This window comes from Streptomyces sp. NPDC039423 (assembly GCF_055598725.1).
The window spans coordinates 255,979-279,848 of record NZ_JBVKAH010000002.1 but is presented as its reverse complement, the minus strand read 5'-3'; the positions used below and the strand labels follow the sequence as shown (position 1 = coordinate 279,848).

20 protein-coding genes are annotated in these 23,870 nt (G+C 75.1%); 6 read left to right on the top strand and 14 right to left on the bottom strand.

All coding sequences use genetic code 11. From position 1 onward, the window contains the following. Positions 1-137: 137 nt before the first annotated feature. Both ACZ7LK_RS07255 and ACZ7LK_RS07250 read right to left on the bottom strand, forming a co-directional pair. Positions 138-839: a DUF3017 domain-containing protein gene (locus ACZ7LK_RS07255; RefSeq protein WP_392272443.1), complete on the bottom strand. Its 702-nt coding sequence runs from the start codon at positions 837-839 to the stop codon at positions 138-140. Positions 840-862: 23 nt separating this feature from the next. Continuing rightward, a complete protein-coding gene (locus tag ACZ7LK_RS07250) occupies positions 863-1,726 on the bottom strand; it encodes a bifunctional methylenetetrahydrofolate dehydrogenase/methenyltetrahydrofolate cyclohydrolase (protein WP_392272444.1) in 864 nt (287 codons plus the stop codon). Between the two features lie 257 nt (positions 1,727-1,983). Between ACZ7LK_RS07250 and ACZ7LK_RS07245 the strand changes: the two genes are divergently transcribed. Further along, complete coding sequence (locus ACZ7LK_RS07245) at positions 1,984-2,574, top strand: hypothetical protein (protein WP_392272445.1); 591 nt, start codon at positions 1,984-1,986, stop codon at positions 2,572-2,574. 145 nt (positions 2,575-2,719) lie between these two features. Here ACZ7LK_RS07245 and purH read toward each other — a convergent pair whose 3' ends face one another. Then, entirely contained in the window at positions 2,720-4,276 is a 1,557-nt protein-coding gene (gene purH / locus ACZ7LK_RS07240; RefSeq protein ID WP_392272446.1) for a bifunctional phosphoribosylaminoimidazolecarboxamide formyltransferase/IMP cyclohydrolase, read from the bottom strand. After that, complete coding sequence (gene purN, locus ACZ7LK_RS07235; protein WP_392272447.1) at positions 4,263-4,880, bottom strand: phosphoribosylglycinamide formyltransferase; 618 nt, start codon at positions 4,878-4,880, stop codon at positions 4,263-4,265. Before purN ends, purH begins: the two co-directional genes overlap by 14 nt. Before the next feature lie 250 nt (positions 4,881-5,130). Between purN and ACZ7LK_RS07230 the strand changes: the two genes are divergently transcribed. Next, entirely contained in the window at positions 5,131-5,922 is a 792-nt protein-coding gene (locus tag ACZ7LK_RS07230; protein ID WP_392272448.1) for a hypothetical protein, read from the top strand. A gap of 14 nt (positions 5,923-5,936) precedes the next feature. On the opposite strand, the gene ACZ7LK_RS07225 is transcribed toward ACZ7LK_RS07230, so the two are convergent. Next, the gene (locus ACZ7LK_RS07225; protein WP_471138852.1) at positions 5,937-7,799 is read right to left on the bottom strand and encodes a cell division protein PerM; all 1,863 of its coding nucleotides are present in this window, start codon (positions 7,797-7,799) and stop codon (positions 5,937-5,939) included. 116 nt (positions 7,800-7,915) lie between these two features. Here ACZ7LK_RS07225 and ACZ7LK_RS07220 point away from each other — a divergent pair, with 116 nt between their 5' ends. Further along, positions 7,916-9,235, top strand: a complete 1,320-nt coding sequence (locus ACZ7LK_RS07220) for a sigma factor-like helix-turn-helix DNA-binding protein (protein WP_471138850.1) — start codon at positions 7,916-7,918, stop codon at positions 9,233-9,235. A gap of 120 nt (positions 9,236-9,355) precedes the next feature. On the opposite strand, the gene sucD is transcribed toward ACZ7LK_RS07220, so the two are convergent. From sucD to ACZ7LK_RS07180, 8 genes are all read right to left on the bottom strand, one after another. Next, positions 9,356-10,240, bottom strand: coding sequence for a succinate--CoA ligase subunit alpha (gene sucD, locus ACZ7LK_RS07215; protein ID WP_392272451.1), 885 nt, complete (start codon positions 10,238-10,240; stop codon positions 9,356-9,358). A gap of 20 nt (positions 10,241-10,260) precedes the next feature. Next, the gene (sucC, locus tag ACZ7LK_RS07210; protein ID WP_392272452.1) at positions 10,261-11,439 is read right to left on the bottom strand and encodes an ADP-forming succinate--CoA ligase subunit beta; all 1,179 of its coding nucleotides are present in this window, start codon (positions 11,437-11,439) and stop codon (positions 10,261-10,263) included. Between the two features lie 318 nt (positions 11,440-11,757). Then, entirely contained in the window at positions 11,758-12,669 is a 912-nt protein-coding gene (locus ACZ7LK_RS07205; protein ID WP_471138848.1) for a hypothetical protein, read from the bottom strand. Between the two features lie 110 nt (positions 12,670-12,779). After that, positions 12,780-13,649, bottom strand: a complete 870-nt coding sequence (locus ACZ7LK_RS07200) for a hypothetical protein (protein WP_471138845.1) — start codon at positions 13,647-13,649, stop codon at positions 12,780-12,782. Between the two features lie 93 nt (positions 13,650-13,742). Continuing rightward, positions 13,743-14,909, bottom strand: coding sequence for a VWA domain-containing protein (locus ACZ7LK_RS07195; RefSeq protein ID WP_471138843.1), 1,167 nt, complete (start codon positions 14,907-14,909; stop codon positions 13,743-13,745). Next, positions 14,906-17,275: a DUF5682 family protein gene (locus tag ACZ7LK_RS07190; RefSeq protein WP_471138841.1), complete on the bottom strand. Its 2,370-nt coding sequence runs from the start codon at positions 17,273-17,275 to the stop codon at positions 14,906-14,908. The genes ACZ7LK_RS07195 and ACZ7LK_RS07190 overlap by 4 nt, the downstream gene beginning before the upstream one ends. Then, positions 17,272-18,396: an ATP-binding protein gene (locus tag ACZ7LK_RS07185; RefSeq protein ID WP_392272688.1), complete on the bottom strand. Its 1,125-nt coding sequence runs from the start codon at positions 18,394-18,396 to the stop codon at positions 17,272-17,274. The genes ACZ7LK_RS07190 and ACZ7LK_RS07185 overlap by 4 nt, the downstream gene beginning before the upstream one ends. Positions 18,397-18,519: 123 nt before the next feature. Further along, positions 18,520-18,942, bottom strand: a complete 423-nt coding sequence (locus ACZ7LK_RS07180) for an MmpS family transport accessory protein (RefSeq protein ID WP_469463668.1) — start codon at positions 18,940-18,942, stop codon at positions 18,520-18,522. Between the two features lie 132 nt (positions 18,943-19,074). Between ACZ7LK_RS07180 and ACZ7LK_RS07175 the strand changes: the two genes are divergently transcribed. After that, a complete protein-coding gene (locus ACZ7LK_RS07175) occupies positions 19,075-20,427 on the top strand; it encodes an SWIM zinc finger family protein (RefSeq protein WP_469463667.1) in 1,353 nt (450 codons plus the stop codon). A gap of 15 nt (positions 20,428-20,442) precedes the next feature. Then, positions 20,443-22,077, top strand: coding sequence for a DUF5691 domain-containing protein (locus ACZ7LK_RS07170; protein WP_471138838.1), 1,635 nt, complete (start codon positions 20,443-20,445; stop codon positions 22,075-22,077). 112 nt (positions 22,078-22,189) lie between these two features. Here ACZ7LK_RS07170 and ACZ7LK_RS07165 read toward each other — a convergent pair whose 3' ends face one another. After that, positions 22,190-22,603 (bottom strand): cobalamin B12-binding domain-containing protein, encoded by a 414-nt coding sequence (locus tag ACZ7LK_RS07165; RefSeq protein WP_064069885.1) that lies wholly within the window; start codon positions 22,601-22,603, stop codon positions 22,190-22,192. A gap of 296 nt (positions 22,604-22,899) precedes the next feature. On the opposite strand from ACZ7LK_RS07165, the gene ACZ7LK_RS07160 reads away from it, so the two are divergent. Further along, positions 22,900-23,739: a lipase family alpha/beta hydrolase gene (locus ACZ7LK_RS07160; RefSeq protein WP_392272460.1), complete on the top strand. Its 840-nt coding sequence runs from the start codon at positions 22,900-22,902 to the stop codon at positions 23,737-23,739. Positions 23,740-23,870 lie beyond the last annotated feature (131 nt).

The following is a 23,870-nucleotide window of genomic DNA, read 5'->3' as shown; positions in this document are numbered from 1 at the left end:
GTACGTCCCTCTCGCGCGGCGAGGCATCTCTCGCCGTCAAGGTACTCGCGAGGACGCACCCGGCCCCCGACACGCGGCGCGGCGCGCCGCCGGACACGCCCAAGGGCGTGTGTCGGCACCCGCCCTGTGGACACGCCCTAGCGGACCGCGAACCGGACGGCGTCCTCCAGGAAGGGGACCTCCAGCCAGGGGCGCGGCTGGGTCATCAGGGACAGCAGCACGATGCTGAGCCCGAGCACGCCGTACGCGGCCATGTCGGTGAAGCGGGAGCGGACGGCGAGCATGCCCACCGAGGGCAGGACGCGCCGCATGACGGCGCCGGTGAGCAGCGCGACGCCGATGAGCATCGCCCCGATGCGGGACGCCTGGGGGAACGGGTCGAACCCGACGACCAGCAGGCCGAGCGCGGCCAGCCCCAGCACGGTGAGCAGCGGCCACTGCCGGGCGGGCGCCGGCGCGTCCCCCGGCGCGGCCCGGCCGCCGCCCTCCGGCCGCGCGGTGTCCCGCGTCACGGTCGGCGGCCTCCGCGACCCCCCGGCCCGCCGCGCCCCCTCGGGGGCGGTGCCGGCGTCCGGTGCGGAGTCCGTGGGGCCCGCGTCCGGAGCGGGCGTCTGCCCGTCCGGCGCGGGGCCGGAGTCCGGGGTGCGGCCCGCGTCCGCGGCGGGCGCGGTCGCGGGCGCCTCCCGGTCGGGGGCGTCCGCGCCGGAGGCGGGGCCCCCGGCGGGCGCGGGCGCGGCGGGGGGGCCCGCCGCCTCCCGGCCGGTGCCGGGACCGGATCCGCGCCCGGCCGCGGACGGCCGGGTCGGGGTGGCGGAGTCGTCGTTCGCCCGTACGCCCATGGGGTCGCCCTCTCCGGTCCGGCTCAGCTCGCGGTGGCGGCGGCGCGCTCGGCCGCCTCGACGACGTTGACCAGCAGCTGGGCACGCGTCATGGGGCCGACGCCGCCGGGGTTGGGGGCGCGCCAGCCGGCGACCTCGTTGACGCCCGGGTGCACGTCACCCATGATCCTGCCGCTCTCGTCACGGCTGACGCCCACGTCCAGGACGGCGGCGCCGGGCTTGACGTGCTCCGGCTTGATCAGGTGCGGCACGCCCGCCGCGGCCACGATGATGTCGGCGCGCCGCAGGTGCGCGGCGAGGTCCCGCGTACCGGTGTGGCACTGCGTGACCGTCGCGTTCTCGGACTTGCGGGTGAGCAGCAGCGGCATCGGGCGCCCGATGGTCGTACCGCGGCCGACGACCACGACCTCCGCGCCGTTGATCTCGACGCCGTGCGCGCGCAGCAGCGTGATGATGCCGTTGGGGGTGCAGGGCAGCGGCGCGGGCTCGTTCAGCACGAGGCGGCCCAGGTTCATCGGGTGCAGCCCGTCCGCGTCCTTGGCCGGGTCCATCAGCTCCAGGATGCGGTTCTCGTCGATGCCCTTGGGGAGCGGCAACTGCACGATGTAGCCGGTGCAGGACGGGTCGTCGTTCAGCTCCCGGACGACCGCCTCGATCTCCTCCTGCGTGGCGGTGGCGGGCAGTTCGCGCTGGATGGAGGCGATGCCCACCTGCGCGCAGTCACGGTGCTTGCCCGCGACGTACTTCTGGCTGCCCGGGTCGTCGCCGACCAGGACGGTGCCGAGGCCGGGGGTGATGCCCTGGGCCTTGAGGTCCGCCACGCGGGCGGTCAGGTCGGACTTGATCGCGGCTGCGGTGGCCTTGCCGTCGAGAATCTGGGCGGTCATGTGCCCATCCTCGCGGATGACCCCGCCCCGGTTCCAATTCGCGCGGCGCCCGGCCGTACGCGGTGGCCGGCCGGACGGCGGGTGAGGTTGCACTTGCACAACGCTCTGTTATTCCGACTGGACAAGAAGTCGACTATACGACGACGATGATCCGCGCAGTGCCGCGGGCAGTGCCGGGGGGCAAAACCGCTCAAAAGTATGTGAAGTTCCTCCGCGCGGGCCGCGCCGTCCCCGCACACCAACGGAGGAAACCCGCCATGAGCTTCGGCGACCCGAACAATCCCTACGGCCAGCCCCAGGGCCAGCCCCAGCAGCCGGGCTACGGCTACCCGCAGCAGGGTCAGCCCCAGCAGCCCGGCTACGGCTACCCGGCCGCCCCGCCCCCGCCGGCCTACGGTGCCGGCTACCCGGGCGGCGCGCCGATGACGATGCCGGGCCTGATGCAGACGGCCCGCGTGCTGCTCTTCATCGTCGCCGGTCTCCAGATCATCTTCGGCATCGTCTTCGCCTTCGTCATCGCGGCGGCGCAGGACGTGTCGGACTCGGTGGGCGCGGGTGACGCGACCGACGGACTGGCCGGTCTCGGCTTCATCGTCGTGGTCATCCTGCTCGCCTTCGCGGGCCTGGCCATCTTCCTCGGAGTCAAGTTCTCCAAGGGCGGCAACGGCATCCGGGTGACGACGATCGTCTACTCGGCGCTGTACCTGCTGCTGAGCCTCGCCAACTTCGCGGGCGGCGAGGCCTCTTCGGCGGTCGGCGGCATCATCGGTCTCGCCATCGGCGGCATCATCCTCGCCTCGATGGTGACCAGCAGCGCCAGCGCCTGGTTCAACCGCCCGCGTTACTGACACGCGTACCGATCCGCGTACCGCTACGCGCCACTGCTGACACACACGCAGCACGCCCGAAGGCCGGGGCCCACCGCTCGACAGCGGGGGCCCCGGCCTTCGGCGTCGTACGACGGCGTACGAACGGGGTACGAGGGGGTACGGCTCAGTGGAAGAAGTGGCGCGTGCCGGTGAAGTACATCGTCACGCCCGCCTTCTTCGCGGCCTCGACGACCAGTTCGTCACGGACCGAACCGCCCGGCTGGACCACGGCCTTGACGCCCGCGGCGGTGAGGATCTCCAGCCCGTCGGGGAACGGGAAGAACGCGTCGGACGCGGCGTACGCGCCACGGGCGCGCTCCTCGCCGGCGCGCTCGACGGCGAGCTTGGCCGAGTCGACCCGGTTGACCTGGCCCATGCCGACGCCGACCGAGGCGCCGTCCTTGGCGAGCAGGATCGCGTTGGACTTGACGGCGCGGCAGGCGCGCCACGCGAAGGCCAGCTCGGCCAGCTCCTCCGCCGACAGCGCCTCGCCGGTGGCGAGGGTCCAGTCGGCCGGGTCGTCGCCCTCCGCCTGGAGACGGTCGGTGACCTGGAGCAGCGCACCGCCGTCGACGGGCTTGACCTCGACCGGGGCGGCGGGGGCGCCGGGGGCGCGCAGCACGCGGATGTTCTTCTTGCGGGCCAGGACCTCGACCGCGCCGTCCTCGTAGTCGGGGGCGACGATGACCTCGGTGAAGATGTCGGCCACCTGCTCGGCCATCGCCACGGAGACCGGGCGGTTGACGGCGATGACACCGCCGAAGGCCGACAGCGGGTCGCAGGCGTGCGCCTTGCGGTGCGCCTCGGCGACATCGGCGCCGATGGCGATGCCGCACGGGTTGGCGTGCTTGATGATCGCCACGCACGGCTCGGAGTGGTCGTACGCGGCCCGGCGCGCGGCGTCGGTGTCCGTGTAGTTGTTGTACGACATCTCCTTGCCGTGGAGCTGCTCGGCCTCGGCGAGGCCGCCGCCCTCCTCGGTGACGTACAGCGCGGCGTCCTGGTGCGGGTTCTCGCCGTAGCGCAGCACGTTCCGGCGGGCGTAGGTCGCGCCCAGGAAGTCCGGGAAGCGGCTCTCGTCGGCCGGGGCGTAGGAGGACGCGAACCAGGACGCGACGGCGACGTCGTACGCCGCGGTGTGCTGGAACGCCTCGGCGGCCAGGCGCTTGCGGGCGGTCAGGTCGAAGCCCCCCGCCTTGACGGCGTCGAGGACGTCGCCGTACCGCGCCGGGGAGGTGACGACCGCGACGGAGGGGTGGTTCTTGGCGGCGGCGCGGACCATGGAGGGGCCGCCGATGTCGATCTGCTCGACGCACTCGTCCGGCGTGGCCCCGGAGGCGACCGTCTCGCGGAACGGGTACAGGTTCACCACGACCAGCTCGAACGGCTCCACGCCCAGCTCGGCGAGCTGCTCGCGGTGGGCGTCCAGACGCAGGTCGGCGAGGATCCCGGCGTGCACGCGCGGGTGCAGCGTCTTGACGCGGCCGTCCAGGCACTCGGGGAAGCCGGTCAGCTCCTCGACCTTGGTGACCGGGACGCCGGCCGCGGCGATCCTCCCGGCGGTGGAGCCGGTGGAGACCAGCTCGACGCCGTTCTCGTGCAGCCCGCGGGCGAGCTCCTCCAGCCCCGTCTTGTCGTAGACACTGATCAACGCGCGACGGATGGGCTTATTCACCGACATGAACCTTTCGTCCCTCAATGCGGTAGCCGTGCCGGGCCAGACGCCCCACGACCTCGACGAGCAGCGAGCGCTCGACTTCCTTGATGCGCTCATGGAGAGCGTCTTCGTCGTCCTCGTCCCGGACCCCGACCACGCCCTGGGCGATGATCGGGCCGGTGTCGACGCCGTCGTCGACGAAGTGGACGGTGCAGCCGGTGACCTTCACCCCGTGCGCGAGGGCGTCCCGCACACCGTGGGCACCGGGAAAACTGGGCAGCAGGGCCGGGTGCGTATTGACGATCCGGCCGCCGAACCGGGCCAGGAACTCCCGGCCGAGGATCTTCATGAACCCGGCCGAGACGACCAGGTCCGGCTCGTACGCGGCGGTCGCCACGGTCAGCGCGTGGTCCCACGCGTCGCGCGTGGCGTGGTCCTTGACCCGGCACACGAAGGTGGGCAGCCCGGCCCGCTCGGCCCGCTCCAGGCCGGCGATGCCGTCGCGGTCGGCGCCGACGGCGACGATCCGGGCCCCGAAGCCATCGGGATCGTCACCGATGGCGTCGAGCAGAGCTTGCAGGTTCGTCCCCGATCCGGAGACCAGGACGACGAGGCGGGCGGCAGCCACGGGGAAACCCTTTTCGCGTTGCTTTGTGTGGTCCTACGAATGAATCGGGCCCCTCGATACGGGGAACTCTACGAGAGAGCCGACTGTCAGCAACGATACCGGCACACCGGGCCGCCCCCACGGGACGGGGGCGGGGCCGGGGGGTAGCGTCTGGGGCAGGGCCGTCCCCCGACCGGACGGACACGACGACACGAGACTCCCGCCCGCGCTGTCGCGCCGGCCCGGGGTCTGAGGGGAAGACGTTCACCACATGCCGGACCGACGCCGCCGCACGGCCATCCATCTCCTGCCGCGGGAACGCCAGTCCACGGAGCCCAGGGACGAGGACAACCCGTTCGCGCCGCCGCCGGAGGGCCGGCCGGACCAGCCCTGGCAGCCGCGCCGGCCTTCGCACGGCGACGACGCCCCGGAGGGCTCGTCCGAGGAGCAGGACCGTGACCGCCCGGCCTGGGGCAGCCAGTGGAGCCCCCGGCAGCCGGGGCGATCCTCCGGGGGCTTCGGCAACCGGCCGAACGGCGAGCAGCAGGGCGGCGGCCAGGGCCAGGGCGGCCCCGAGGCCCCGGCCCCGCGCTGGGACCCGACCGATCCGGCGCAGCGCCGCGCGCGCTACGCGCTGCTGTCGGGCATGTGGGCGTTCCTGTTCGCGATCTTCGACTTCCCGGAGATCGGCCTGCTGCTGGGCGCCCTGGCCCTGTACTGGGGCACCAGCTCCCTGCGCGCCAAGGGCCGCCGCCCGGCCGCCGCTCCGCGGTCCCCGGCCGGAGCCGCGGCGGGCGCCCCGTCCGTGCCGCCCGCCCCGTCCGTGCCGCCCGCCCCGGCGGGCCCGCCGCCCGGCTCGGGCCGCTCGCAGACGACCGCCGCGGTGAGCGGTCTGGTGACGGCGGCGCTGGCGCTGGTGATCGTGGCGGCGACGTTCACGATCCAGATCGTCTACCGCGACTACTACGCGTGCGTCGACGACGCCCTGACCAAGACCGGTCAGCTCTCCTGCAACCAGTTGCTCCCGGAGCCCCTGCGGGACGTCTTCGGCGTGCAGGAGTAGGACTACCGGGAGGACTACCGGGGCGGTACGCCACCCTCGGCGCCGCCGTCCGCGGCGTCCGGGGCGATGTCCGGGGGCTCGGGGGCGGCGGGGGCGTCCTGATCGGCGGGGGCGTCGGGTCCGGTGGGGGCATCGGGTCCGGTGCGGGTGTCCGGGGCGTCGGCCGGTCCGGTGCCGGTGTCCGGCGCGGGGTGGTCCGGCGCGGGGTGGTCCGGGGCCTTTCCGGCCGCCGGTACGGGCGGGGCGGCCGTCGGGGCGGGCGGGAACGGGGCCATGAGGCCGCCCGAGGCCTCCTTGAGCGCCGACCAGCGGGCCTCGCGGGCGGCAGGGTCCTCCCATGTCGCGGGCAGGACGTCGTAGGGCTCGAAGGCCGGGTCCCCGGGGTCGTCCTCCGGCGCCGGCCGCTCCGGCGCCCGTACCGCCGCCGCCTCCGACGCCATCTCCGATGCGGCCTCCGACGCCGTCTCCGCGGCCTTCGCCACCTTCGCCACCTTCGCCACCTTCGCCACCGGCGGACGCTCCGGCGCGGGCACCGGGGGCGGAGCCGCCGCCGCGCGCTCGCCCCGCCGCCGCCACACCCGCAGCACCAGGGCCACCGGAAGGCCCAGCCCCGCGGTCCACGCCATCGCCGCCCCGCCGGCCTGCCACCACACCGGGCCGAACGCCGCCAGGCGCCCCGTCCCCAGCGGCCCGCCCGCGGCCGCCGCCAGCACCGCCATCGCCGCGCCGGCCAGCACGGCCGCCACCAGCACCGCCCACGCCGTGTCCTTCAGCCCCGGCTCCCACCCGCCACCGGGCCGTACGCCGCCGGGCGGCACGTCCACGTCCCGCGCGCCCGTCCCGCGCGCGCCCGCCTCCCGGGCCCGCCACCCGCAGTACCACCCGACCACCGCGCCCGCCGCCACGGGCACCACCGCGGCCGTCCAGTTCGGCCAGGTCCCGCGCCCGTCCGCCGGTACCGCGGCCAGCAGCGGGAAGGGGGGCAGCCCGGCCGCGCCGGTCACCCCCAGCGGGGTCGCCGCCGCTCCCGTACCGACCGCGAACCCGGGACCCAGCCCGTACGCCGCACCCCACACCGCTGCGTTCGGCGCGAGGGCGACGGCCAGCAGCAGGAGCGCCAGCCGCCCCGACCAGCCGCCGGACAGGCCCAGCAGCGCGTCGCGCGCCGCGCCCGCGTGCCACACCAGCGACACCGCCACCAGCACCGCTCCCCCGCCCGCCAGCACGCCCAGCCCGGCGCCCCCCGCCCGCACGGCGACGGCCGTCCGGGAGCGGGCGAGCCGGATCCGGACCGGCTCCGGCACCCACCCGGGCAGCGGCCCCGTCGGCCGCCCGTGCGCCGTCCACACCCCGGCGGCCGCGGCGAGCGCGACCAGCGGCGGGAGGTGGAGGGCAGCGCCGAGGGGGTCGGCGGGCAGCGGACCACCGGCCGCATAGCCCACCGCGGCGGCCGCGACCAGCAGGTAGCCGCCCGTGGCCGCGGCCACCGCGCCGCCCGCCGAGGACTGCGGGGCACCCATCTCTCCGGGGCCGGCCGACTGCTCCACGGCGTCCCGCGCGGTCCGGTACACCAGCCACACCGGCAGCACCACCAGCAGCAGCGGCACCACACCGACGGGCGCGGCCGCCCCGGACTGGGCGGCCGGGCGCACCAGCTCGGCGCCGTGGGCGAGCAGCCAGACGCCGGCCGCGACGTGCAGGGCGCCCTCCGGCCCACTGTCCGGGTACGGGGAACTGATCCACATCACCAGCACGAGGACGGTGAGGGAGCCGAGCCCGAGCCCGGCGGCGAGGCCGCCCCGTACGAAGGCTCCGGCCAGCGCGGCGGTCCGGCCGCCCTGCACGAGGGCCGGCGGATGGTCGGTGGCTTCGGTCACGGCGCCATGCTGCCAACGACACGCGCTTGATCCACGTAACGCCGGAATGGACGGTGTGGCGCGCAATATACGGTTATGTACTTTTTCGCGGAGTGCAGCCCTGCCGGGGGCCGGCCATGACCCAGACTGCGACCACGCCCGCTGCCACCCGTTCCTCGACCGCGCTGCCCTCCCCCAAGGAGCGGCGCCGGCTGCGCGAGGCGCTGTCCATGACGGAGGAGCAGCTCGCCCAACTGATCGGGGTCACGCGCGCCACGGTGCGCTCGTGGGAGACGGGCCGCACCACTCCGCGCGGGCGGAAACGGGAGGTGTACGCCAGGCTTCTGGCCACCGCCCGGGAGGACGGCCCGCGGGACCCGCAGGCATCACCGGAGGCGCAGCCGCCGTCGGAGAAGCCGGCCCCGGGGAAGAAGGGCGCGCGGTCCGGCGAACCGGCGTCGTCGCGGCCCGCCGCCGCGAACGCGGCGGAAGCCGGGGCGAAGGCCGGGACCGAGGCGGGCAAGGGAGCGGGAGCGAAGGCCGGGACCGAGGCGGGCAAGGGAGCCGGTGCGAAGGCCGGGACCGAGGCGGGCAAGGGAGCCGGTGCGAAGGCCGGGACCGCGACCGAGGCGGGCGCGAAGACCGGGACGGAGGGCGGGCCGTCGCCCGCGGACGCGTTCGACGCGCTGTACACCTACGCCGCCGCCACCCTCGTACAGCAGGCCTATGTGCTCACCGGGCGGAGACGGCTGTCCCGCGAGTCGGTCGAGTACGCGTTCCACCTGGCCTGGGAGCGCTGGCCGGAGGTGGCCGTCGACCGCGACCCGGCCGGGTGGGTGAGGGCGGCGACACACGACTACGCGCTGTCGCCCTGGCACCGGCTGCGCCGCTCCCACCGGCATCCCGACGCCCCGCCCACCGACCGGTCGGCGCAGGCGCTGCGGGACGCGCTGCTCGACCTGCCGCCCGCGTACCGCCGCACCGTGCTGCTGTACGACGGGCTCGGCCTGGACCTGCCGGAGACGGCGGCCGAGACGGAGGCGAGCACGCCCGCCGCCGGGAACCGCGTCCTGCACGCCCGCGCGACGCTCGCCGAGCGCATCCCGGAGCTCGCCGACCCCGAGGCCCTCCAGCGGCGGCTGGCGGCACTGCTCGACAAGGGCCCCGCCATGGTGCTGGCCGCGCCCCGGACCGTCCGCACGGGCAGCGAGCGCCGGGCGAGGACGTGGACCAGGGCGGCCATCGGGCTGACGGCGATCATCGTCGGGGCGACCGCGTTCACCCTGGCCACCGCGCCGACGGGTTACCGGCCGCCGCTGGCACCGGGCGAGGCGGTCACGGGCGTCCCGGTCCTCAGCGGACCGCAGCGGCTCACCCCGCAGGACCGGGCGCTGCTGGACCTCCTCCGCGCCCGGCCGGTCACCGGCCCCGCCCGTCTGGTGCCCGCCCCGCACTGACCCCGGCGGCGAAGGCGGTGACCGCGGTGACCGCGGTGACCGCGGCAACGGCGATGGGCCCGCCCCCGGACGTTCGTCCGGGGGCGGGCCCATCGTGGTGCGGCAGTGTTCCGCGCCGGCTCAGCCGGCCAGGATGGCGCGCGCCAGCTTGGCCGTCTCGGTCGGCGTCTTGCCGACCTTGACGCCCGCGGCCTCGAGGGCCTCCTTCTTCGCCTGCGCGGTGCCGGACGAACCGGACACGATCGCACCGGCGTGGCCCATCGTCTTGCCCTCGGGGGCGGTGAAGCCCGCGACGTAGCCGACGACCGGCTTGGTGACGCTGGCCTTGATGAAGTCGGCCGCCCGCTCCTCCGCGTCGCCACCGATCTCACCGATCATCACGATCAGCTCGGTCTCGGGGTCGGCCTCGAAGGCCTTGAGGCAGTCGATGTGGGTGGTGCCGATGACCGGGTCGCCACCGATGCCGACGGCCGACGAGAAGCCGATGTCCCGCAGCTCGTACATCATCTGGTAGGTCAGCGTGCCGGACTTCGACACCAGACCGATCTTGCCGGGCTTGGTGATGTCGCCCGGGATGATGCCGGCGTTGGACTGGCCCGGCGTGATCAGGCCGGGGCAGTTCGGGCCGATGATCCGGGTCTTGTTGCCCTTCTCCACGGCGTACGCGTAGAACGCGGCGGAGTCGTGGACCGCGATGCCCTCGGTGATGACGACGGCCAGCGGGATCTCGGCGTCGATGGCCTCGACGACGGCGGCCTTGGCGAAGGCCGGCGGCACGAAGAGGACGGAGACGTCCGCGCCGGTCTCCTTCATCGCCTCGGCGACCGAGCCGAAGACCGGGACGGAGGTGCCGTCGAAGTCGACGGAGGTGCCCGCCTTGCGCGGGTTGACGCCACCGACGATGTTGGTGCCGTCACCCAGCATGAGCTTGGTGTGCTTCATGCCCGTGGCACCGGTCATGCCCTGGACGATGACCTTGCTTTCCTTGGTCAGGAAGATAGCCATGGTGTTTCCGACCTCGTCCCTTACTTCGCAGCCGCGAGCTCGGCGGCCTTGTCGGCCGCGCCGTCCATGGTGTCCACACGCTGTACGAGCGGGTGGTTGGCGTCCGACAGGATCTTGCGACCCAGCTCCGCGTTGTTGCCGTCGAGGCGCACGACCAGCGGCTTGGTGACGTCCTCGCCCTTGTCGGCGAGGAGCTGAAGCGCCTGGACGATGCCGTTGGCGACCTCGTCGCAGGCGGTGATGCCACCGAAGACGTTGACGAAGACGGACTTGACGTCCGGGTCGCCGAGGATGATCTCCAGGCCGTTCGCCATCACCTGGGCGGACGCGCCGCCACCGATGTCGAGGAAGTTGGCCGGCTTGACGCCACCGTGGGCCTCACCGGCGTACGCGACGACGTCCAGGGTCGACATGACCAGGCCGGCGCCGTTGCCGATGATGCCGACCTCGCCGTCGAGCTTGACGTAGTTGAGGTTCTTGGCCTTGGCGGCAGCCTCGAGCGGGTCGGCTGCGGCCTTGTCCTCGAGGGCCTCGTGCTCCGGCTGGCGGAAGTCGGCGTTGGCGTCCAGCGACACCTTGCCGTCCAGCGCGATCACGCGGCCGTCGGCGACCTTGGCCAGCGGGTTGACCTCGACGAGGAGGGCGTCCTCGGCGACGAAGGTCTTCCACAGGGTCACCAGGATCTCGGCGATCTGGTCCTTGACCTCGGCCGGGAACTTGGCGGCCTCGACGATCTCGCGGGCCTTGGCCTCGGTGACGCCCTCGTTGGCGTCGACCGGGATCTTCGCCAGGGCCTCGGGCTTGGTGGCCGCGACTTCCTCGATGTCCATGCCGCCCTCGACGGAGGCCATGGCGAGGAAGGTGCGGTTGGTGCGGTCGAGGAGGTACGAGACGTAGTACTCCTCGGCGATCTCGGGCGCCGTCTCGGCGATCATCACCTTGTGGACCGTGTGGCCCTTGATGTCCATACCGAGGATGTCCGTCGCGCGGGCGACGGCCTCGTCCGGCGTGGCGGCCAGCTTGACGCCGCCGGCCTTGCCGCGGCCGCCGACCTTCACCTGCGCCTTGACGACCGAACGGCCGCCCAGTCGCTCGGTCGCCTCGCGCGCCGCCTCAGGCGTGTCGATGACTTCACCGGCCAGCACCGGTACACCGTGCTTGGCGAAGAGGTCCCTCGCCTGGTACTCGAACAGGTCCACGCGCGTCCGTCCCTTTTCTGGTGATCGCGGTTCCGTTGTCTGCGTGGGCGTGCCGCGGAGGGCAACGTGACTGCGCTGTCACTAGGGAGGCGTACACGGTGTCCGTGGACGCGGCATGTCCGTCTCGCAGATTATCCCCGTGGGACCGGGGCACCTAAATCGCAGATCACACCTGAGCGGTGATACCTGTCACAAGCACGGACCTCCTCCGGGCGGCCCCCCTGGCTGTGAGACCGCCCGTCGCTGCGGATTTCGTACCGGATCAGACGTCCGGCCGGGTACCCCGCCGAGCACCCGGCCGGACGCCGCCGGACGCCGTCAGACGCCGTACGGGAGGTAGTCCGGGGTGACCGTGCCGACCGTCCCCGACACGCCGGAGACGGCGTTGCCGGCGAGCGGCCGGGCGTCGGAGGTGACGCCCCGCGCCAGGCCGGTCGCGAGCGGCTGGACGCCGCCGGCCACGCCGTACGCGAACGGCGCCACCTCGCCGGTCACGCCGTCGGCCAGGCCGGCCGCGCTGCCGCCCACGCCCCCGGCGACCGGCTGGACCTGGTCGGTGACGGCCCGGACGAGCGGCCGCACGGAGTCGGTGACGCCGTCGGCGAACGGGTGCACCTGGGCGGTCACGCCGTCCGCGAGCGGCCGGACCCCGGCGACGGCGCCCCCGGCGAAGGGGTACGCGTCGACGACCACGTCCTCGGCGAGCACGCCCGCGTCCCCGGCCGCCCGGTCCACGACCGGCACGGCGGAGTGGACGGCGCGGTACGCGACCGGCGGCAGCGCGTCCTGCGCGGCGGCGTCCGCGACGGGGCCGGCGGTGGCGGCGGGGTCGCTGCCGAACTCGTGCGCGAAGGCGTCGAGCGGGCCGAACAGGTAGTCGATCTCCTCGGTGGCGGTGTCGTGGGCGTCGGTGGTCGCCGTGGTGGCCCTGCCGGTGGCGGTGTCGTGGGCCCGGGTGGCGGTGTCGTGGGCGCCGGTGGTCGCGGTCGCCGTCTCGTGGGCGCGGTCGGTCGCGGTGGCGGCGGCGTACCGGGCGTCGGTGGTGGCGGTGGCGGCGGCTTCGTCCGCAGTGGCGGTGGCGGCATCGTCCGCCGTGGCGGCCGCCCGGTCCGGGGTGGAGAGCGGCGCCGGGAGGGTCACTTCGGCCGCGCCGGCGGCGGTGGTGCCGATGGCCCACATCCCGGTGGCGGTGGCGGCGACGGCTATGGAACGGCGGATGTTCTTGTGCATGGGTGCGTCGATCCTTCGGATTCGGTTCCCGAGTCGGTGCTCGGGTGGAGACGGCGGGCAGACCTGTCCCGCCCCCGCGCGGCAGGTCCTGAGGCGGGGGAAGGCCTGCTCTAGCCGGGGAATTCGAGGATCGTGCGGGGCCGCTCCCGGGTGGGCGCGGCGGTCGCGGGCAGCACGGTGCCGCGGCCAAGGGCGGTGTGCGCGTCCGCGCGGGACGCCACGGCGTGCTGGTCGCCCGGCCGGGGTGTGCCGCTGTCGCCGGTCGCCGACTGCCGGACGGCGCCGGGGCACGGGCCGGGTGTGAGGGGTGACGGTGCGGTGAGGACCGCGTCCGGGGAGCCGTGCCCGCCGGTACGGGTGGTGGCGACGGCGCCCGTGGCGCCCGGGCGGGCCGTCGCCCCCGCACCGGGCGGGGCCGGGGCCTCGTGGTGGGCGGCCGTGTGCCGGGCGGCGGCCCCGGGGCGGGCGGGCTCCGGTTGGGCGGCCCCGTCCCGCACCGCGTCGGCGGGCCGGACGGTACCGGCCGGCGGTGAGGCGGGGCCCGGCTGCGGCACGGGCGCCGGGGCGACCGGGGGCAGGGCGGTGCCCGGGGGCAGGGCAGGGCCCGGGGGCAGCGTGACCGGCGCCTCGGGCAACGCCCCGGCGACCTCGCGGACGGCGTCCCGCACGGGGCCGGTCAGGGACCGGACCACCGGCTCGACGGCCTCCGTGACCTCATGGACCGTGGCCGTGGCACGGGCGGTGGCCGTGGTGGCGGGGGCGGTGCCGGGCGTGCCGGGGAGCCGTTCGGCCACGGCCGGCCGCTCGGCGGGACCGGCGGGAACCGCCGGAAGCCGGTCCGCCGCGTGCGCGGCGTCCCCCAGGAAAAAGCCGAGGGCCAGCAGACCGCCGAGGAACAGCACCACCGTCAGGGCGCGCCGCGTCACCGCTCCGCGCGCGAGGCGCGGGGCGGCAGGCACGACGGCTGCTGCGGCCACCACGGTGTCCCGAACCCTCCCCAGCGCGGAACCGAGTGTTCCGCGTATGTCGCGCCGATGCTCGCACGAGCCTCCCGGGGTGACGCAAGTCCTGTGTTACTGATGGGTCACCATGTCCGGTATGGGCAGCGGCCGTTTCTCGATCGCGGCCGCCATCACCTCCGGAAAGAGGTCCGGCGTGCAGGCGAACGCCGGTGCGCCGAGCGCCGCGAGCGCGGCCGCGTGCTCCCGGTCGTACGCCGGAGCGCCCTCGTCGGAGAGCGCGAGCAGCGCCACGAACTGCACGCCCGACGCCTTCATGGCCGCCACCCGCTTCAGCATCCCGTCCCGGATACCGCCCTCGTAGAGGTCGCTGATGAGGACGACCACGGTGTCGGCCGGCCGGGTGATCCGCGACTGGCAGTACGCCAGCGCCCGGTTGATGTCCGTGCCGCCGCCGAGCCGGGTGCCGAACAGGACGTCGACCGGGTCGTCGAGCTGGTCGGTGAGGTCGACGACGGCCGTGTCGAAGACGACCAGCCGGGTCGCGAGGGAGCGCATCGAGGCCAGCACCGCGCCGAACACGGAGGCGTACACCACGGACGCCGCCATCGATCCGGACTGGTCGACGCAGAGCACCACGTCCTTCTTCACGGACCGCGCCGCCCGCCCGTACCCGATGAGCCGCTCGGGCACGATCGTGCGGTGTTCCGGGAGGTAGTTGTGGAGGTTCGCCCGGATGGTGCGGTTCCAGTCGATGTCCCGGTGGCGTGGTCTGCTGACGCGCGCGCTGCGGTCGAGCGCGCCGGTGAGCGTGGCCCGGGTACGGGTGGCGAGCCGCTTCTCCAGGTCGTCGACGACCTTGCGGACGACGGCCCGCGCGGTCTCCCTGGTCGTCTCGGGCATCGCCTTGTCGAGCGAGAGGAGGGTGCCGACGAGGTGGACGTCGGCCTCGACGGCCTCCAGCATCTCGGGCTCCAGCAGCAGCGTCGACAGGCCCAGCCGGTCGATCGCGTCCCGCTGCATCACCTGGACGACCGAGCTGGGGAAGTAGGCGCGGATGTCGCCGAGCCAGCGGGCGACGGACGGTGCCGAGGCGCCGAGGCCCCCTGACCGGTCCCGGCCGCCGCGCCCGCGGCCGCCGTCCTCCTCCCCGTACAGCGCGGACAGCGTGCCGTCCATGGCGGCGTCGGTGCCGGTGAGCGCCCGGCCGGTGCCGTCGGCCGCGCCCCCGCCCAGCACCAGGCGCCAGCGCCGCAGCCGTTCGTCGTCGGTTCCGCTCATCGTCCCGCCCCCACGAGGTCGTCGTTCCCGCCGCCGTCGGTGTCCCCGCCCAGCAGCAGCCGCAGCAGCGGCAGCACCGCGTCCGCCCGGGCCCCGTCCGGCTCGGGTGCGAAGCCGGGCGGACCGGCGTCCGCGCGGGCCGGTCCGCCGTCCGCCGGGCCGCGGCGCACCAGTTCGCCCAGCGTGCGGCGGACGCTCTGTTCGTACGCGGAGAAGGTGCGCCGCAGCAGCGGCAGTACGTCGGTGAACGCCTCGGCGGGAACCCGCGTGAGCCAGGCGTCGACGAGCCCGAGCAGCCGCTCGTCGTGGACCAGCAGCATGCCGCCGCCGGGGTCGGCCGCGCCGCCGACGAAGCCCTCGATCCAGGCGGCGGCGTCGGCGGGGGGCGTACCGGGCGAGAGCGCGAGGCCCATCAGCCGGGCCGCCTCGTCCTCGGCGAGCCGGCCGTCGTCCAGGAGCAGCCGGGCCGCCCGCCCCCGGATGACGCCGGGCACGCCGTCCCGGGCGGCGAGCGTGCGGAGGACGCCCGTCCAGCGGCCGGTGACGTCCTCCCCGGTCTCCGGGAGGAGCCGGACCGCGGCGTGGACGGCGTCCAGATGGCCGCGCATCCCGGCGGCGCCGTCCGCGTCGAGTCCCGCGCACGCGGGCGGCAGGCCGACGCAGATCCGCAGGGCGAGTCCGGTGGCGACCCCGCCGAGCGCGGCCGTGTCGGTGGACCGCACGTCGCCGTACCGGAGGGCGCGGGCCAGCGCGGGCAGCGCCTGGGCGAGGTGGCCGACGTCCGCGTCGAGCGCGGCCCGGTCCGCGAGGGCAGCCATCACGGTGGGCAGCGCGTCGGACAGGCCGGCCAGCAGGCACCGCTCGGCGAGGGCGGTGACGCCGGCCAGCGCGGTCGCGGAGGCGGCGTCCGCCTCGGCCCGGGCGGTGGCCGCCGCGAGGACGGTGGTGCCCCACACCCCGGCCTCGGCGACCCGCACGTGCAGCTCCGGTTCCCAGCGCAGCCGCCAGCTCTCCCGGAACGTGCCCGTCCCGGCGCGTCCCACGGCCGGTTCGCCCCAGCCGACGCCGAGGAGCCGCAGGCGGTGCAGCAGCCGGCTGCGCGCGGCGTCCGTCTCCTTGCGCAGGTCCAGGTCGAGCTCGCGCTCCAGGGCCTCGGGCTTGAGGCGCAGGGTGCGCTGGAGCCGGGTGAGGTCGCGTTGCAGCGGCACGGCGGGGGCGTGCTCGGGTACCTCCCCGAGCGCGTCGCCGATGACCAGCCGGTCCCTGATGAGGTCGAGCGGGACGTCGGACCCGTCGCACATCACCGCCCGGACGGCGTCGACCGTCTCGGTGAGTCCGGGGAGGGGACGTCCGCGCATCGCGGCGAGCGTCCCGGCGAGCCGTACGGCCTCGATGACATGGGCGGAGGAAACGGGCCGGTCCTCGTCCCGGAGGAGTCCGGCGACCTTGGTCATCCAGCGCTCGACCGGCCTGTCGGGGGCGTCGAACAGGTGCCCGTACCAGCCGGGCGAGTCGATGCCGGCGCCGTAACCGCTGTGCCGGGCGAGCCTGCGGTGGGTCCAGGGGACCCAGGTGATCTCCGTCCTGGTCTTGGGGAGCCCCTTCAGCAGGGCCCGGTCGGCGGCGACGGTGGTGCGGGCGGCGAGCGCCGGGACGTGCCAGGCCCCGCAGACGACGGCCACGCCGTCGCCGTGGGTCTTGCGGGCCGCCCGGAGCCGGAGGCGCATGTACGCCTCGCGGACGAGGTCGCGGGCGCGTCCGCCGTGTCCGTACGCCTCGCGCAGCGCCGTCATGGCGTCGGCGAGCTGGGCGAAGACGGCGATCGGGTCGTGGTCCCCGGCGCCGGGCGGTCCGTTGGGCGCGGCCCCGGTTCCCCGGTGCTCGATCACGTCCTCCCACCAGCGCTCGGGGTCGTCGTACCCGGCGGTCCGGGCGAGTTCGGCGATCGGGTCGACACGCAGTCCGTACCCCTCCTCGTCGGCGTCGCCGGAGTCCGTCCCCTCGCCCTCGCCGTCCTCCCAGGTGGGGTCCTTGGCCATGGCGAGCGTGTGGGTGGCGGGCAGGTCGACGAAGTGGACGGCGGCGCCGTGGTCGAGCGCCCAGCGGAGGGCGACCCATTCGGGGGAGAACGCGGCCATCGGCCAGAACGACGCGCGGGCGGGGTCGTCCACGGCGTGCGCGAGCAGCGCGACCGGCGGTGTCATCCCCTCGTCGGCGGCGAGCGGCAGCAGGGCGTCCCCCTCGGGCGGGCCCTCGATCAGCACGGCCGGGGGTTTGGCGGCGTCGAGCGCGGCCAGCACCGAGCGGGCCGATCCGGGGCCGTGGTGGCGGACGCCCAGCAGCAACGGCCCGGCGGTGCCCGTCATGCCGACACCTCGCGGCAGGCCCGGTAGAAGTCCTTCCAGCCGTCCCGCTCGCGGACGACGGTCTCCAGATACTCCTGCCAGACGACCCGGTCGGCCGCGGGGTCGCGGACCACCGCGCCGAGGATGCCGGCGGCCACGTCACCGGGGCGGAGGACGCCGTCGCCGAAGTGGGTGGCGAGGGCGAGCCCATTGGTGACGACGGAGATGGCCTCCGCCGTGGACAGGGTCCCGGAGGGCGACTTGAGCTTGGTGCGGCCGTCGGTGGTCACCCCGTCGCGCAGTTCGCGGAACACGGTGACGACCCGGCGGATCTCGTCGAGTCCCTCGGGGCCGGTCGGCAGGTCGAGGGAGCGGCCCATCTGGTCGACGCGCCGGGAGACGATGTCGACCTCGGCGTCGGGGGTCGCGGGCAGCGGGAGGACGACGGTGTTGAAGCGGCGGCGCAGTGCGCTGGACAGGTCGTTGACGCCGCGGTCGCGGTCGTTGGCGGTGGCGATGAGGTTGAACCCGCGGACCGCCTGGACCTCTTCGCCGAGTTCGGGGACGGGCAGGGTCTTCTCGGACAGGATCGTGATCAGGGTGTCCTGCACGTCGGCGGGGATGCGTGTGAGCTCCTCGACCCGGGCGGTCATGCCGTCGGACATGGCGCGCATGACGGGGCTGGGCACGAGGGCGTCCCGGCTGGGGCCGTGGGCGAGCAGCCGCGCGTAGTTCCACCCGTACCGGATGGCTTCCTCGGGGGTGCCGGCCGTGCCCTGCACCAGGAGGGTCGAGTCGCCGCTGACGGCGGCGGCGAGGTGTTCGGACACCCAGGTCTTGGCCGTCCCGGGGACGCCGAGCAGGAGCAGGGCGCGGTCGGTGGCGAGGGTGCTGACGGCGACCTCGACGATCCGGCGCGGTCCCACGTACTTCGGGGTGATCACGGTGCCGTCGGGCAGCGTGCCGCCGAGCAGATAGGTGGCCACGGCCCACGGCGACAGCCGCCAGCGGGCCGGGCGGGGCCGGTCGTCGGCCGCGGCCAGGGCCTTCAGTTCGTGCGCGAACGCGTCCTCGGCGTGCGGGCGCAGGGCCTCGCCGCGGGATGCTCCGGTGGCCTCTTCGGTGGTTGCGGACACGGTGATGGATCCCCCTCCAGATCGTGTGCGACCGGCTGTGGGATCCACCGTGCACCATGCCACTGACAATCGGTCGTCCGTGCGACCGGCGGCCCGTTCGGGGCGAGGTACGGGGGGGGTGGCGGGGCGTCAGCCGGCGACGGGCGACACGGCGATGCAGCCCGTGGCGGCGGCCATGCCCTTCGCGGTCTGCTCCTGGATCACCTTGCCCTTGTAGACGATCTTGCAGGTCATCTCGACGCCCGCGGGGTCGACGGCGACGGGGAGGACGCCGGGCGGCAGCAGACCGCGCAGCTTCACGGTCTTCTTCCAGGGCAGCGTGGGCTTGCTGACCGACTCCACCTTGGGCTTCGTCGCGTCCCCGCCGTCGACGTGGTAGTCGATCGAGTCGATGCCCTTGCCGGTGATCTCGTACGTCACCTCGTACTGCTCGTTGACCTCCTTGTCGACCTGCTTGGCGGCCTCGTCGGCGATCTCGGAGCAGGCTCCGAGGCCGAGGACGAGACCGGCGGCGACGAATGCCGACGCGATGGAGCGGCTGGTGCGGTTCATGCTGACCCCCCGGGTGAGTGATGTGCTTCTTCGGCAGAAAACAGTAAAGGGAAAGCAAAGTCAACTGCTTTGCCTCCCAGCGAAATCGCTGGTCAGGGCCGATTGTCAGTGGGGCCGCCTACGGTCGTCGTCATGAATCAGCAGGGGGTGCGCCCGACGGCGGAACAGGTGCTGGCCCTGGCTCCTGACGATGCCTCACGCGAGGCGGGCGCCGCGCTCGGCACGGCCGGGCCGTGGTCGGACGGCGGGAGTGACGGCGCGGGGGCGGTCTGGGGGCTGTGCAGGGGCAGCGGGAGCAAGCCCTACCGGACGGTCGTGGACACCACGGGCCCGGCGTACACGTGCAGTTGCCCGAGCCGGAAGTTCCCGTGCAAGCACGCGCTGGGACTGCTGCTGCTCTGGGCCGCGGACGGGGAACCGCTGCGCGGCTCCGAGGTGCCGGACTGGGCGGAGCAGTGGCTGGCGGGGCGCCGCGCCCGCGGCGAGGGGCAGCGGGAGGGCGAGGCGGGCGGCGGCGCGCCGGGCGGGAGCGCCGACCCCGGGGCGGCGAGGCGGCGGGCCGAGCAGCGGGCCGCCCGGATCACCGCGGGCGCCGAGGAGCTGGAGCAGCGCCTGGCCGACCTGCTGCGCGGTGGACTGGCCGCCGCGGACCGGTCGGGGTACGGGCTGTGGGAGGAGACCGCGGCCCGGATGGTCGACGCCCAGGCGCCCGGCCTGGCCGGCCGGGTCAGGGAGCTGGGCGCGATACCCGGCTCCGGGGCCGGCTGGCCGGTGCGGCTGCTGGAGGAGTGTTCCCTGACGCACCTGCTGGACCGGGCCTGGCTGGACCTGGGGCGGCTGCCGGAGCCGCTGGCCGCGACGGTGCGCACCAGGGTCGGGCTGACCGCGCCCGCCGGCGGGCCGGCCGTGCGCGACCACTGGTCGGTCCTCGCCCAGTACGACACCTCGGACGGCAAACTGACCACGCGCCGCGTCTGGCTGCACGGGAGGGACAGCGGGCGGGCGGCCCTGCTGCTCTCCTTCGGCGCGGCGGGGCGCGCTCCCGCGCTCGCCCTGCCGGTGGGCACGGTGATGGACGCCGAGGTCCGGGCGTACGCGGGCGCGGGACAGCTTCGGGCCGAGCTCGGCGAGCGCTTCTCCCTCCCCGTGCCGGGCGCGGCGCCGCCCCCGGGCGGCTCGACGGGCGACGCGCTGGCGGCGTACGGGGCTGCCCTGCGGGACGATCCGTGGCTGGACTCCTGGCCGGTGACGCTGACCGGCGTCATACCCGTGCCGTCCCGGGACGGCGCCTGGCAGGTGGCCGACGCGGACGGCACGACCGCCCTGCCGGTCACCCCGGCCGCGCTCGGCCGGCCCGGCCTGTGGCGGCTGGTCGCCGTCTCCGGCGGCCGGCCGGTCACGGTGTTCGGCGAGTGCGGGCACCGCGGCTTCACCCCACTGGCCGCCTGGTCCGCGGACACGCCCGAGACGGTCGCGCTGACCTGACGCAGGAGGATCACCATGACCACCACGACCTGGGAAGACCTCGTCACCTCGGCGCTGCTCGGCACCGACCGCCGCGCCCCGGCCACCGGCGTCGCGGGACGGCCGCCCGGCGGGGACGCGCCCCTCGCGCTGCTGGACGCGGCCGCGGTGCACACCGTACGGCGCCGGGCCGGCCTGCTTCCCGGGCCCGCCGCCACCCTGCCCGAACCGGCGCCGCACGACGACCGGCCGGCGCTGCCCGGAGCGGCCCGGCGCCGGCTCGCCCGGTTGCTCGCCGAGCGGTCCGGGGCGTCCACCGGCGGCGGCCGCCGGGGCGCGGCGCCCGACCTCACCGAACTGCTGCCGCAGTGGCTGGCCGCGGCGAACCGGCACGGCTACCGGGCGCCCGCGTCCCTCCTCCCGGCGCTGCTGGACGCGGCACGGGCCCGTACCGACCTGCGCCCCGCCGCGCTGGCCCTCGCCGGGCCGCGCGGTCTGTGGCTGGCGGGGCTCAACCCCGACTGGCGGTTCGCGCTGCGCGGCGCCCCGGGCGGGGCCGCGCTGCCCGACCCCGCCGACGAGGCCGCCGTGCGGCGCCTGTGGGAGGAGGGCCTGTTCGCCGAGCGGGTCGCCCTGCTCGGCGCCGTACGGGCGCACGACCCGGCGGCCGCGGCCGGCCTGCTGGGCTCCACCTGGCCCACCGAGCGGGCCGAGGACCGGCTGATGTTCCTCGACTCGCTGCGGGCCGGACTGTCCGACGCCGACGAGCCGTTCCTGGAGGCGGCCCTCGCCGACCGCAGCCGCAACGTCCGCGCCACCGCCGCCGAGTTGCTCTCCGCCCTGCCCGGTTCGGCGTTCGCCCACCGCATGGCCGCCCGGGCGTCCACGTGCGTGCACCTGGACCGTACGGGCTCGGAGGCGACGATCGCGGTCGAGGCGCCGCACGAGTGCGACGCCGCCATGCAGCGCGACGGCGTCCTGGCCGACCCGCCGGCCGGCCGGGGCGAGCGGTCCTGGTGGCTGGGCCAGCTCGTCGAGTCGGCCCCCCTGAGGGTGTGGCCGTCCCGGCTGGGAGGGCGTACGCCCGCGGAGATCGTGGCCCTGCCGGTCGGCGACGACTGGCGGGACGAGCTGCACGCCGCGTGGTGCCGGGCGGCGGTCCGCCAGCGGGACCCCGCCTGGGCCCGCGCCCTGCTCGGGCCGCCCACGACGCCCCCGGCCACCGGGCCGGGCACGTCCTCGCTCGCCGAGCGCGCGAAACTGCTGTCCGTCCTGCCCGGCGGGGAACGCGCCGCCTGGGTCGCCGACTTCATCGCGGCGCACGGACTGTCCGAGGCGTTCCAGCTCCTGGGCGTCTGCACGCTGCCGTGGGCCGAGCCGCTCGGCCGGGCGGTGATCGACGCGCTCGACATCGCCCGCGACGCGGGCAGCTACCCCTGGAGCTTCAGCGGGGTCATGGGACTGGCGGAACGCTGCCTCGACCCCGGGCAGGCGGACCGCCTGGAGATCCTGACGGCCGTCCCGGACGAGCCGGAGGGCGCGTCACCGGGAGCGGGCGGCTACTGGTCGGAAGCGTTCCAGCGGCTGGTCGCCACCCTGCGGCTGCGCGCCGCCATGCAGGCCGAACTGGCCCCGGCGCGCCCGGCCCCTCCGGCGGAGCCGGGCAGGTGAGCGGGCGCGCCCGCTCCGGAGAGGGACGCGCCGGGGGGACGCGCCCGGGACGCGGCCGAGGGACGCACCCGGAGGGCGGCCCGCGCCGGGGACCGCCCCGCGGGACGGCGGGTCACGCCTCGGCGGAGACCCGGACGTTGGCGTTGACCCAGTCCACGATCGACGCCGTCGTCGCGCCGGGCGTGAAGATCTCCGCCACGCCCTTCTCCTTCAGCGGCGGGATGTCCGCGTCCGGGATGATCCCGCCGCCGAACACCTTGATGTCCTCGGCGTCGCGCTCCTTCAGCAGCTCGATCACCTTCGCGAACAACGTGTTGTGGGCGCCCGAGAGGATCGACAGACCGATCGCGTCCGCGTCCTCCTGGATCGCCGTGTCGACGATCTGTTCCGGCGTCTGGTGCAGGCCGGTGTAGATGACCTCCATACCGGCGTCACGCAGCGCACGCGCGATCACCTTCGCGCCGCGATCGTGGCCGTCGAGACCCGGCTTGGCCACCACCACGCGGATCGGACCGGTCACACCCATCACTGCCTCCACATGCGTCCCCCGTACCTATATGCCGGGGAGGTGAACGAACGTTATCGACAGCATCCCGCAACCGACCGTTTCGCGGTGGACAGGGAGGGGGAAATCACACGTGGGACATGTTCGCTGCGCGTCGTACCCGCACCGCTCGGCCCAGGGGCCACGGTAGCGCCGGGGCGAGCGCTACGGGAGCCGCCACGAGGTCGTCGTATCACCGTGCCGCCAGCCGCGCGGCACGGCGGTATGGCCCCATCGCCACCCTCCTCCGGGACGGCACCCCAGTTCGGAGGTCGGCCGTGAAGGTCCTCTCACCCTGGAAAGCGCTGCCCTTCCTCCCCTTACGGCTGCCCGCCGCACTGCTCAGGGCGACCGCGCTGGAGCTGGCCGTCCTCGCCGGCCATCTGGTCCTGTACCCGACCGGCATCGCTCCGGAACGGCGCCCCGCCCCCGGACCCGCCGCCCGTCCGGCGCTCCCGGACCCGTCCCTTCCCCGCCCGCCGCACCCACCGGTCGTGCTGCTCCACGGGTTCGTGGACAACCGCTCCGTCTTCGTCCTGCTGCGCCGGTCCCTCGCCCGGCACGGCCGGACCCAGGTGGAGTCCCTCAACCATTCGCTGCTCACCTGCGACATCCGCGCCGCCGCCGAGCTCCTCGGCCGCCATGTCGAGGAGATCTGCGACCGCTCCGGGCACCCCGAGGTCGACATCGTCGGGCACAGCCTCGGCGGACTGATCGCCCGCTACTACGTCCAGCGGCTCGGCGGCGACCGGCGCGTGCGCGTGCTGGTCACCCTCGGGACACCGCACGCGGGCACGACCGCCGCACCGCTCGCCGCCGTGCACCCGCTGGTGCGCCAGATGCGTCCGGGTTCGTCCGTCCTGCGGGAGTTGGGCGAGCCGGCGCCGCGGTGCCGCACGCGCTTCGTCAGCTTCTGGAGCGACCTGGACCAGTGGATGGTCCCGGTGGAGACGGCACGCCTCGACCATCCGGACCTGATCACGCGGAACGTACGGGTCACCGGCATCGGCCATCTGGCCCTGCCCGTGCACCCCGCCGTCGCGGCCGGGGTCCGTCAGGCGCTGGAGGCGGACGGACCGGCCACCGCCGGAACATCCGATTCCGCGTCCGTGGCCTGAAACAGCTCCCGCAAACTTCGAACACTTCTCGAACGTAGGGCCAAAGCTCTGCCCACACTCCGCCGAAAGGCGGCCGAATGCCCGTTTCCCCAGGGCCTAAACCCGGCGGAAGATTGTCGGTTGCGCGTACC